This is a genomic window from Mycobacterium sp. 852002-40037_SCH5390672 (assembly GCF_001665875.1).
Taxonomy (GTDB): domain Bacteria; phylum Actinomycetota; class Actinomycetes; order Mycobacteriales; family Mycobacteriaceae; genus Mycobacterium.
This window is the reverse complement of record NZ_LZTA01000128.1, coordinates 1-11,173: the sequence shown is the minus strand read 5'-3', so window position 1 is coordinate 11,173 and position 11,173 is coordinate 1. Positions and strand designations below refer to the sequence as shown.

Here is an 11,173-nt window from a genome sequence, read left to right as displayed (position 1 = left end):
ACGCTACCTGCGCCTGCGCCGCTCGCGCGCGTCACGGTCCGCGAAATGCTCGGATGCCGGCGCCGAGGAGTCATCGGGCGAATCGTAGGGAATGTCAGCCAGCATGCCGAGCAGCGTGCTGGGGATGCGGATCGGGCGCGAATCGCGCAGCGCCGCACGCGCCCGGCTCTGATCGTCGACCTCGGCCGCACATTGGGCGCACATCGAGAGATGATGCGCGGCCCGCAGGTGCGCGTTCATCCTCAGCTCACCGTCGACGAACGCCGCGATCGCTTCGACGGACAGGTGCTCGGTGGAACCGAACTGGCGCGGCGCACCGATGGGCGCGTCGCTTTGGGAGGCGAACTGAGCGGGGAGCCAGGAGAACGCGCGGCGGAACACATGTCCTCGATCGGGCATCACCAACTCCTCGCCACTCATTAGTTATTGCCGCCTCATCTCGAATGTAGCGCGAGCGGGGGCGCAGTACCGAGGCTAAGGCCGCAAAGCCGCTGAATAGCTGCCCGAACGTTAGGCGGTCCGGTTGTCTGTTAGGCCGATCGGGCGCGCAATGCATCGTGATCGGGGTGCGCGGCCAGATAGTCCCGCAACGCCTGGCGCCCGCGGTGGATGCGGCTGCGCACGGTGCCGAGCTTGACGCCCAGGGTGGCGCCGATCTCCTCGTAAGACAGGCCTTCGATGTCGCACAGCACGACGGCGGCACGAAACTCGGGCGGCAGCGAATCCAGCGCGGCCTGCAGGTCGGGTCCCAGCCGCGAATCGTGGTAGATCTGCTCGGGGTTGGGCTCGTCGGCGGGCACCCGCTCGTAATCCTCGGGCAACGCCTCCATGCGGATGCGCGAGCGCCGGCGCACCATGTCGAGAAAGAGGTTGGTGGTGATGCGGTGCAACCACCCCTCGAACGTCCCCGGCTGGTAGTTCTGCACCGACCGGAAGACCCGGATGAAGGTCTCCTGAGTGAGGTCCTCGGCATCGTGCTGATTGCCGGAAAGCCGGTAAGCGAGCCGGTACACCCGGTCGGCGTGCTGCCGCACCAACTCGTCCCACGACGGCATGGCCGCCTTGTCTCCGGTCGCATCGAAAACCGCGGTCCCTTGCGGCGCGTCGGCCGGCTCCACCCACTCGTCGGCAGGGAGCCCCTGCGCGTGAGACATGCTGGACGGGTTGAGAAGCGTGGTGATGATCGAATCCTCCGAATTCGGCGTGCCATGCAGTGACATTTCGTCATTTGCGGCAACAGGTAGTTCCCAGTCGGTATTCCCGGTCCAACGCCCTCCGCGATCCATAGGGCTACCGTCGCGTACCGGAGTATGTGCGGTATATGAACAGTCTGAGCTGACCCTGAGAAACCGTACTGTTACCTGCGCTGTGCAGGAGATATCCATCGCGGAGTGACCTTAAACGCGTCCGGCCTGTTGGGCGTGTCACCCGAATCGCATTCAGGCGCGCCTGTCGGACTGCGCGCCGAAGTGGAATACGCTGCGGGCATGGACGGCACCGACGCAGAAGCTCCCGGCCAGACAGTGCCCAGTCGGGCCGAATCGCTCTTCGCGCACGCCGAAAGCTCGATATCGGAAGACGCGCTGCTGGCGGCCGCCCGTGAGCGTGCTGTGGACATCGGTGCGGGTGCGGTGACGCCCGCGGTCGGTGCGTTGCTGAGCCTGTTGACCAAGCTGAGTGGCGGCAAGGCCATCGCCGAGGTGGGCACCGGCGCGGGCGTCAGTGGGCTGTGGTTGTTGTCCGGCATGAGCGACGACGGGGTCTTGACGACGATCGACATCGAGCCCGAGTATCTGCGGCTGGCCAAGCAGGCGTTCACCGAAGCCGGCATCGGTCCGTCGCGCACCCGGCTGATCGGTGGCCGCGCCCAAGAGGTGCTCACCCGGCTCGCCGACGCGTCCTACGACCTGGTGTTCGTCGATGCCGACCCGATCGACCAGCCGGACTACGTCGTCGAGGGCGTGCGGCTGCTGCGTCCCGGTGGCGTGATCGTGGTGCATCGCGCCGCGCTGGGGGGCCGGGCCGGCGATCCGGCCGCCCGCGATGCCGAGGTGGTCGCGGTGCGGGAGGCGGCCCGCCTGATCGCCGAGGATGAGCGGCTCACCCCGGCGCTGGTGCCGCTCGGCGACGGCATTCTGGCCGCCGTTCGCGACTGATTCGCGGCAGGCCTCCTATTCGCCGCTAGCCACTTCTGCCCTGACCACGCTTTTTCGGGGGTGGGCCGCGCCCTTTATGAATTCTTGACGCGCACCGGCCTTGACCGCGCACTGAACATGCGTTTAGCCTACTGAACATGCGTTCAGCCGACCTGACGGCCGCCGCCCGGATCCGAGATGCGGCGATCGAGCAATTCGGCGAGCACGGGTTCGGCGTCGGACTTCGCGCCATCGCCGAAGCGGCCGGCGTGAGTGCCGCGCTGGTCATCCATCACTTCGGCTCCAAGGAAGGCCTGCGCAAGGCCTGCGAGGACTACATCGCCGAGACGATCCGTGGCACCAAGTCCGACGCGCTGCAATCCAACGACCCAGCCACGTGGTTCGCCCAGATGGCCGAGATCGAGGAGTACGCGCCACTGATGGCGTATCTGGTGCGCAGCATGCAAGCCGGCGGAGCCCTGGCAAACATGCTGTGGCGCAAGATGATTGACAACGCCGAGGAATACATGGAAGAGGGCGTGCGCGCCGGGACGGTCAAGCCCAGCCGCGACCCCCAGGCCAGGGCCAGATATCTGGCGATCACCGGCGGGGGCGGCTTCCTTCTCTACATCCAAATGCATGAGACCCCCACTGATCTGCGGGCGGTGCTGCGCGATTACTCGCGCGACATGGTATTGCCCGCGCTCGAGGTCTACACCGAGGGACTGCTGACCGACCGGACCATGTACGACGCATTCCTGGCCGCCGAAGATCAAGGAGAATCTGATGCCAACTGAAAACGCCCCCATCGAGATCCGAGGTCTCACCAAGAATTTCGGTTCGGTGCGGGCGCTGGACGGCCTGGACCTCACGGTGCAGGAAGGCGAAGTCCACGGGTTCCTCGGGCCCAACGGCGCGGGGAAGTCGACGACCATCCGCGTCCTGCTGGGTCTGGTGAAGGCCGACGGGGGCACTGTACGACTGCTCGGCGGCGACCCGTGGACTCAGGCCGTCGCCCTGCATCGCCAAATCGCCTACGTTCCAGGCGACGTGACGTTGTGGCCCTCGCTGACCGGCGGCGAAACCATCGATTTACTGGCCCGCATGCGAGGCGGCATCGACAAGAAGCGCCGCGCCGAGCTGATCGAACGCTTCGATCTGGACCCGCACAAGAAGGCGCGCACGTATTCCAAGGGCAACCGCCAGAAGGTCTCCCTGATTTCGGCGTTCTCGTCGCACGCCAGGCTGCTGCTCCTGGATGAGCCGAGCAGCGGCCTGGACCCGTTGATGGAGAACGTGTTTCAACAATGCGTGGCACAAGCCCGCGACCGGGGCACGACGGTGTTGTTGTCCAGCCACATCCTGGCCGAAACGGAAGCGTTGTGCGAAAGGGTGACGATCATTCGGGACGGCAAGACCATCGAAAGCGGTTCGCTGAACTCGATGCGACACCTGAGCCGCACCTCGATCAAGGCCGAAATGACCGGTGATCCAGGTGATCTCAGGCGCATCAAAGGGGTGGAGGACGTCAGCGTCGAGGGCAATACGCTGCGCGCCCAGGTCGACAGCGAAAGCCTGGGTGAGCTCATCCGCGTGCTCGGCGATGCCGGGGTGCGCAGTCTTGTCAGCCAGCCGCCGACTCTCGAAGAGCTGTTCCTGCGCCACTACGACACCTCGGGCGGCGACGGTCGGCACGGACGCGATGCGGCAAGGGTCTCGCTGTCATGAGCACCACAACACTGGACCGATCGTTCGCGTCGGCATCGCCTGCGCCGCTTCATAGTTCGAATTTCGCCGGGACGCTCGCGATGCTGCGCCTCTACCTGCGCCGCGACCGGGTCTCGATGCCGTTGTGGGTGCTGCTGCTGTCGGTACCGTTGGCTACGGTATACGTCGGCAGCATCGAAAAGATCTACCCCACCGAGGCCGGCCGCGCCGGTTTCGCGGCCTCCATCATGGCCAGCCCGGCCCAGCGCGCCCTCTACGGCCAGATCTACAACAACAGCCTTGGTGCCGTGGGGATTTGGAAAGCCGGCATGTTCCATGTGTTGATCGCGGTGGCCGTCATCCTCACGGTGATCCGGCATACCCGCGCCGACGAGGAGAACGGTCGGACCGAGTTGGTGGACTCGACCGCGATCGGTCGCTACGCCGGACTGAGCGCGGCGCTGCTGCTGTCGTTCGGAGCATCGATTGCCACCGGCGCGATCGGTGCGGCCGGGCTGTTGGGCACCGACGTCCCGGCCGGCGGGTCGCTGGCCTTCGGGGCGGCGCTGGCCTGCTCCGGCCTGGTATTCACCGCCGTCGCCGCGGTGACCGCGCAGCTGTCGCCGAGCGCCCGGTTCGCCCGCGGCGCCGCATTCGCCGTATTGGGCGCCGCGTTCACCCTGCGCGCCGTCGGCGACGCCGGTGACGGCACGCTCTCGTGGCTCTCCCCGCTGGGGTGGTCGCTGCAGGTCAAACCGTATGCGGGCGACCGGTGGTGGGTGCTGGTGCTGCACCTGGTGACGACGGCCGTGTTGACCGTGCTGGCGTATCGGTTGCTGGCCGGCCGCGACGTCGGCGCCGGGCTGATCGCGGAGCGGCCCGGCCCGGCCAGCGCCGGGCCGGCGCTGGGCAACGTGTTCGGGCTGACGTGGCGGCTGGACCGCGCCGCGCTGCTGCTGTGGACGGTGGGGTTGTGCTTGTATGGCCTGCTGATCGGCAGCGTGGTGCACGGCATCGGCGATGAGCTGGGCGGCAGCGGCGTGGCGCGCGACATCGTCGCGCGGATGGGCGGCACCAGCGCCCTCGAGGAGGCGTTCATCGCCGTCGCGTTCGCCATGATGGGCATGGTTGCCGCGGCATTCGCCGTCTCGCTCACGTTGCGGTTACACCAGGAAGAGTCGAGCCAGCGAGCCGAAACGGTGCTGGCCGGTGCGGTGTCGCGAACCCGTTGGCTGGCAAGCCATTTGGCGACCGCGCTGGCCGGATCCGCGGTGGCGATGCTGGCCAGCGGGCTGACCGCCGGTGTTGTCTACGGCGTCGCGGTCGGCGATGTCGGCGCCAAATTGCCGATGGTCGTGGCAAGCGCGGCCGTTCAACTGCCCGCGGTGTGGTTGTTGTCGGCCGTGACGGTCTGTGTGTTCGGCGTCGCGCCGCGCCTGACGCCGGTGGCCTGGGGTGTGCTGATCGGCTTCGTCGCCCTGTACCTGATCGGGTCGTTGGCCGGGTTCTCGCAGTGGTTGCTCGACCTGGAACCCTTCGCACACATCCCGCGGATCGGCGCAGATTTCACCGTCGTACCACTGTTGTGGCTACTGGCCATCGACGTAGGGTTGATGATTCTCGGTGCCATGGCTCTTCGGCGCCGCGATCTACGCTGCTAGGAGCGCGATGAAGACCGGAATCCGGATAACGGCGACATCCGTCTGGGGCATCCTCTCGTGGATCTTGATCCTGCTCCTGCCGGCCGGCACGCTGCACTACTGGCAGGCGTGGCTCTTCATCGCCGTGTTCACGGTGGCCACCATCGTCCCCACCGTCTACCTGGGCCGGACCAATCCCGCGGCCCTGCAGCGCCGCATGCGCGCGGGCCCGCGGGCGGAACCCCGAAAGGCTCAGAAGTTCATCATCACCGGCTCGTTTCTGGGTCTGTTCGCGACGATGGTGTTCAGTGCGCTCGATCATCGGTTCGGCTGGTCGTCGGTGCCGCCCTGGCTGTCGGTGCTCGGCGACGCGCTGGTGACGACGGGGCTCGGCATCGCCATGTTGGTGATCGTCCAGAACAGTTATGCCGCGGCCACGGTCACCGTGGAAACCGGGCAGACAGTTGTTTCCGACGGCCTGTATAAGTTCGTGCGTCACCCGATGTACGTCGGAAATGTGATCATGATGGTCGGTATCCCCCTGGCGCTCGGCTCTTACTGGGGACTACTCTTCCTCATCCCGGGCACCCTGGTGCTCACGCTGCGCATCCTCGACGAAGAACAGCTGCTGACCCGGGAACTACCCGGATACCGCGAATACGCCCAACGCGTGGGCTACCGGATGGTGCCCTACGTCTGGTAGCCACCGGGCCGGCCGCTCAGGGTATTCGCGTGCTGCCCAATCGGCCACCGGCCCTTGACCGTCCGTGGCGCCCCGACGTGCTGGGCTACGCCTTGAACAGGTCGCGGCATCGCCCGCCCCCCGTCACCGTCACCGACCACCCAACGGTCTGCATGTCGAGCGAGACGTGGCCATCGCCGCGCGGGACGAATGATGTTGCGGATCAACGTTTTTCACGCAGGTGGCGACCGGGCCGTACCCCAACCGGTCATCCTGAGCATTCACCCCTACGGCAAGGACGACCTGCCGACCCGGCGCGGCAACAAGACGACGTTCTCCACGCAGTACCGCGTGATACGCCAGCCGCAACCGGTCGCCTTTTCCACCCGGACTGGTTGGGAGGCACCGGATCCGGCAGGGTGGACCGTGCACGGCTTCGTCGTGGTGAACGCCGACTCCCGCGGCTGCGGCCATTCCGACGGCACCGGAAAACTTACTGTCTCCCAAGAAGCCGAGGACACCTACGACCTGGCGCAGTGGATCGCCGGACAGCGGTGCAGCGACGGCGATGTGGTCATGCTCGGGGTGTCCCGCCTGACCGGACCGCGTCGTCGCAGCGCTAGATCCAGACGCCCTTGCCCACCGCGACCACGCCGCCGGCGCTGATCGCGAAGCGCTCCCGGTCCTTTTCCAGATCCACGCCCACCATCTCGCCCGGACCGACGACGACGTTCTTGTCCAGGATCGCGTGGCGCACCACCGCGCCGCGGCCGACCCGGGCGCCGGGCATGATCACGCTGCCCTCCACGATCGCGCCGTCGTCGACCACCACATTGGACGACAGCACCGAGTTGCGCACCGAAGCCGCCGAGATGATGCTGCCGGCACCCACCACCGACTCCTGCGCGGAACCGCCGTTGACGAACTTGGCCGGCGCCAGGTTCTCCGACTCCCCGCGGATCGGCCAGCGCTTGTTGTACAGGTTGAACACCGGGTGCACCGACACCAGGTCCATGTGCGCGTCGTAGAACGCGTCCAGCGTTCCCACATCGCGCCAGTAGGCCCGGTCCCGATCGGTGGCGCCGGGGACCTCGTTGTCGCTGAAGTCGTACACCGCGGCCATCCCGTCATCGACCAGTCGCGGGATGATGTCACCGCCCATGTCGTGATCGGAATGGTCATCGTCGGCGTCCGCGCGGATCGCGTCGATGAGCACCTTGGTGGTGAAGATGTAATTGCCCATCGACACGAACGTCGCCTCGGGGTCATCCGGGGTTCCCGGCGGATCCAGGGGCTTCTCCACGAAGTTGCGGATGCGGCCCGATTCGTCGGAGTCGATGCAGCCGAACGCGGTGGCTTCGCCGCGCGGTACCCGGATGCCCGCGACCGTCGCGCCGGCGCCGCTGTCGATGTGGAATCGGACCATCTGTTCGGGGTCCATCCGGTACACGTGGTCGGCACCGAAAACCACTATGTAGTCGGGGTCTTCGTCATAGATCAGGTTGAGCGATTGGTAGATCGCGTCGGCCGAGCCCGTGTACCAGCGGGGGCCGAGGCGCTGCTGCGCGGGCACCGGGGTGATGTACTCACCGGCCAGGCCGGACAACCGCCAATTCTGCGAGATGTGACGGTCCAGGGAATGCGACTTGTACTGGGTCAGAACGCAGATGCGCAGATACCGGGCATTGACGAGGTTGGACAGGACGAAGTCGATCAGTCGATAGGCGCCACCGAAGGGAACCGCGGGCTTGGCGCGGTCCGCGGTCAGCGGATACAGCCGCTTGCCCTCACCGCCGGCCAGGACGATACCCAGCACGTGTGGCGCTTCCCTCATGGTGTCAAACCTATCGGCCGTTGCGAAGGGCTGCCAGGGGGCAGGGTCGATTGGCGAAGTTCTGTGGGGCTGTCTGTCAAGGTATTTGGCCGCGCACGTCGCAAACATCGTCCGCACTGGGTGGCCAACCCGACTCGCGGGGGACCCGACCGGCGAACTACCGTTCGGGTATGCGGGTGGCGATGATGACGCGGGAGTACCCACCGGAGGTCTACGGCGGAGCGGGAGTACACGTCACCGAACTCGTCGCCCAGCTGCGCCGGCTGTGCGCGGTCGATGTGCATTGCATGGGCGCACCGCGTCCGGGTGCCCAGGGAGTGCAGGCGCACCAGCCCGACCCGCGGCTGCAGGGCGCGAACGCGGCGATGTCGACCCTGTCGGCCGACCTGATGATGGCCAATGCGGCATCGGGGGCCGCCGTGGTGCATTCACACACCTGGTACGCCGGCATGGCCGGGCATCTGGCCGCGCTGCTTTACGGCATCCCGCACGTCTTGACCGCGCATTCGCTCGAGCCGCTGCGCCCGTGGAAGGCCGAGCAACTCGGTGGCGGCTACCGGATCTCAAGCTGGGTCGAGCAGACCGCGGTGCTGGCCGCCGATGCCGTTATTGCGGTCAGCTCCGCGATGCGCGAGGACGTCCTGCGCGTCTATCCCGCACTGGATCCCAGCGCCGTGCACGTCATTCGTAACGGGGTCGACGCCGACGTCTGGTACCCGGCGGGGCCGTTGCAAACCGGTTCGATGCTGACCGGACTCGGCGTCGATCCGGCCCGGCCCATCGTGGTGTTCGTGGGTCGGATCACGCGGCAGAAGGGGCTGGCGCACCTGGTGGCGGCCGCCCACCGGTTCAGCCCTGAGGCGCAGGTGGTGTTGTGCGCCGGCGCCCCCGATACCCCGGAGATAGCCGAGGAGATTCGCGACGCCGTAGCCGCCCTGGCCCGCAGTCGCACGGGCGTGTTCTGGATCCGGGAAATGCTGCCCATCGGGGAGTTACGCGAAATCTTGTCGGCGGCATCAGTTTTCGTATGCCCCTCGGTGTACGAACCGTTGGGGATCGTGAATTTGGAGGCGATGGCCTGCTCGACTGCGGTGGTGGCCTCCGATGTCGGCGGAATCCCGGAGGTGGTCGCTGACGGGATCACCGGGACACTGGTGCATTATGAGCCCGACGATGTGAGCGGGTATCAGGCCGGATTGGCCGATGCGGTCAACGAGCTGATCGCCGACCGCGAAAAAGCGCAGCGCTACGGCAAGGCAGGACGCCAGCGTTGCGTCGAGGAGTTCTCTTGGGCCCACGTCGCCGAGCAGACCCTGGAGATCTATCGGAAGGTGTGTGCGTAGCGCCGCCGACATCCGTTCGGCGGCAAGCCCTAGCTGGAACTCGTGACGCCCTTGAGTTCGTCACCGAGGGCAGCGGCTTCGTCGGGAGTCAGCTCGACGACCAGTCGACCGCCTCCTTCAAGTGGTACCCGCATCACGATGCCGCGCCCCTCCTTTGTTGCTTCCAGAGGACCGTCTCCGGTCCGGGGCTTCATCGCCGCCATCGAGTGCTCCCTCCAGGTTCGAGCCGGCCCGCCCGTGCGGACCCGGTCGGCACCGAGCATGCCCGGCCAGCGAACTTCAAGCCATGCCCGGCATCGAACTGCGTAATCACCCCTCCATTGTTCCCTATCCAGGTCACCACTTGAACAAAGACCCACATCTGTGTTCTCAGCAGGCTGTTGCGGGCACCCAGCAACCGCGAATGTGGTCGTCGACCATGCCGGTCGCCTGCATCAGCGCATAGGCGGTCGTCGGCCCCACGAACCGGAATCCGCGCCGCTTGAGTTCACGCGCCATGGCCTTCGATTCATCAGTGGCCGAGGGGATTTGGGATGGGTCAGACGGGCGGGCGCGCGGCGACGGCGCAAATGACCACAACAGGTCCGCCAGGTCCGCCGAAGTTCCCAGTTCAGCGGCGGCACGCGCGTTGGCGATCGTCGCCTCAATCTTGGCGCGGTTGCGGACGATTGCCTGATCCGCCATCAGCCGCTGCACGTCGGCATCGGTGTATCCGGCGACCTTGGCGATGTCGAATCGGTCGAACGCGCGCCGAAAATTCTCCCGTTTCCGCAGGATGATCAGCCACGACAGGCCACTTTGAAAGGCCTCCAGACTCATCCGCTCGAACAACGCGACCCCGTCGCGCACCGGTTGGCCCCATTCGCGATCGTGGTAGTCGCGGTAGAGCTCGAAATCGGGTCCGGGCCGCACGGTCGCCCAACTGCAGCGAACCAGCTCGTCTTCACTCACACTGAGTCCTGACGATCCTCGCCGTCGTCGGGTTCCCCGGATTCGCCCTCGGTCTGCTGCCCCACGCCCGGAGCGGCGTGCACGGCGGCCAGCTGGCCGCGCAGCGCCTCGAGCTCGCGCGCAAGCCGATCCAGCACCCAGTCCACTTCACTGGTTTTGTAACCGCGCAGCACCTGGGTGAACTTGACCGCGTCGACGTCGGAGCCGGTCACCCCGAACGCGGGCAGCACCGTGGCCGTCGTCCCCCGGGGCAGGGGCGGCAGCTGCTCGCCGCGACCGAACAACAGGCTGGCCGCGCCGAACAGGACGATCGCCACCAGCACCAGAACCACCAGGTACAGCAACACCAACGCCACGTGATCGATACTGCCCTATGCCGCCGACACGGCGACGGTCAGCGTGACCGCGCCCGGGCCTACCGGGGCCTGATCATCTGCATTGGCGGCCGGTCCGCCAGCGACACCGGCGAGGTGTGCTGGGTGTAGCCCTCAACATCGGAGCCGCCGGGGCCGTCGGCCACGAACTGGGTCAAACCGACCCCGGAGTCGGGGATCCCGCAGCGCGACAGCAGGGTGGCGATGACCTGCCGGCTCATCGCGCCCAACTCGGCCAGCGGGCGGTTGCGGTGCGCGCGAACACCCAAGTTGACCTGCGCGATCGCGTCCAGACCCAGCCGGTCGAACGTGTCCACTAACAGGCCGATCTCCACACCGTAGCCCGGAGCGAACGGCACCGAAGTCAGCAGTTCCCGGGTGGCCGCGTACTCGCCGCCGAGCGGCTGCAGCATGGAACCCAGCTCGGGCCGCAGCGCGGCGAGCAGCGGCCGGGCCACCAGTTCGGTGACCCGCCCGCCCCCGGTGTCACCGGCGACGGCGTTCACC

General features: G+C 66.9%; 12 protein-coding genes and 2 pseudogenes. 7 read left to right on the top strand and 7 right to left on the bottom strand.

The genetic code is table 11. The features are described from left to right. Window positions 1-3: 3 nt before the first annotated feature. Window positions 4-399 (bottom strand): anti-sigma E factor RseA, encoded by a 396-nt coding sequence (gene rseA, locus A5782_RS22895; RefSeq protein WP_197694320.1) that lies wholly within the window; start codon window positions 397-399, stop codon window positions 4-6. Between the two features lie 131 nt (window positions 400-530). After that, a complete protein-coding gene (gene sigE, locus A5782_RS22890; protein WP_067104372.1) occupies window positions 531-1,286 on the bottom strand; it encodes an RNA polymerase sigma factor SigE in 756 nt (251 codons plus the stop codon). Between the two features lie 201 nt (window positions 1,287-1,487). Between sigE and A5782_RS22885 the strand changes: the two genes are divergently transcribed. The 6 genes and pseudogenes from A5782_RS22885 to A5782_RS25830 form a co-directional block, all read left to right on the top strand. Further along, on the top strand, window positions 1,488-2,156 hold the full coding sequence (locus A5782_RS22885) for an O-methyltransferase (RefSeq protein WP_067104477.1): 669 nt from the start codon (window positions 1,488-1,490) through the stop codon (window positions 2,154-2,156). Window positions 2,157-2,293: 137 nt separating this feature from the next. Continuing rightward, on the top strand, window positions 2,294-2,932 hold the full coding sequence (locus A5782_RS22880; protein ID WP_067104371.1) for a TetR/AcrR family transcriptional regulator: 639 nt from the start codon (window positions 2,294-2,296) through the stop codon (window positions 2,930-2,932). Further along, window positions 2,922-3,863 (top strand): ABC transporter ATP-binding protein, encoded by a 942-nt coding sequence (locus A5782_RS22875; protein WP_067104370.1) that lies wholly within the window; start codon window positions 2,922-2,924, stop codon window positions 3,861-3,863. Before A5782_RS22880 ends, A5782_RS22875 begins: the two co-directional genes overlap by 11 nt. Then, window positions 3,860-5,503 (top strand): ABC transporter permease, encoded by a 1,644-nt coding sequence (locus A5782_RS22870; protein WP_156624065.1) that lies wholly within the window; start codon window positions 3,860-3,862, stop codon window positions 5,501-5,503. The genes A5782_RS22875 and A5782_RS22870 overlap by 4 nt, the downstream gene beginning before the upstream one ends. A gap of 7 nt (window positions 5,504-5,510) precedes the next feature. Then, window positions 5,511-6,185: an isoprenylcysteine carboxylmethyltransferase family protein gene (locus A5782_RS22865; protein ID WP_067104369.1), complete on the top strand. Its 675-nt coding sequence runs from the start codon at window positions 5,511-5,513 to the stop codon at window positions 6,183-6,185. Between the two features lie 29 nt (window positions 6,186-6,214). Then, window positions 6,215-6,761, top strand: a pseudogene (locus tag A5782_RS25830) (CocE/NonD family hydrolase); the annotation flags it as partial. A 22-nt stretch (window positions 6,762-6,783) separates the two neighbouring features. On the opposite strand, the gene glgC reads toward A5782_RS25830, so the two are convergent. Beyond that, window positions 6,784-7,998 (bottom strand): glucose-1-phosphate adenylyltransferase, encoded by a 1,215-nt coding sequence (gene glgC, locus A5782_RS22860; protein WP_067104368.1) that lies wholly within the window; start codon window positions 7,996-7,998, stop codon window positions 6,784-6,786. Window positions 7,999-8,168: 170 nt separating this feature from the next. On the opposite strand from glgC, the gene glgA reads away from it, so the two are divergent. Beyond that, entirely contained in the window at window positions 8,169-9,341 is a 1,173-nt protein-coding gene (gene glgA / locus A5782_RS22855; protein WP_067104367.1) for a glycogen synthase, read from the top strand. Between the two features lie 29 nt (window positions 9,342-9,370). Here the strand turns inward: glgA and A5782_RS22850 are convergent, their stop codons facing one another. The 4 genes and pseudogenes from A5782_RS22850 to A5782_RS22835 all read right to left on the bottom strand — a co-directional run. After that, window positions 9,371-9,544, bottom strand: a complete 174-nt coding sequence (locus A5782_RS22850) for a DUF3117 domain-containing protein (RefSeq protein ID WP_003878471.1) — start codon at window positions 9,542-9,544, stop codon at window positions 9,371-9,373. Between the two features lie 166 nt (window positions 9,545-9,710). Continuing rightward, window positions 9,711-10,292, bottom strand: a complete 582-nt coding sequence (locus A5782_RS22845; RefSeq protein ID WP_067104366.1) for a DNA-3-methyladenine glycosylase I — start codon at window positions 10,290-10,292, stop codon at window positions 9,711-9,713. Beyond that, window positions 10,289-10,648, bottom strand: a complete 360-nt coding sequence (locus A5782_RS22840; protein ID WP_067104365.1) for a DivIVA domain-containing protein — start codon at window positions 10,646-10,648, stop codon at window positions 10,289-10,291. Before A5782_RS22840 ends, A5782_RS22845 begins: the two co-directional genes overlap by 4 nt. Before the next feature lie 59 nt (window positions 10,649-10,707). Then, window positions 10,708-11,173: pseudogene (locus tag A5782_RS22835) on the bottom strand (glucosyl-3-phosphoglycerate synthase); the annotation flags it as partial.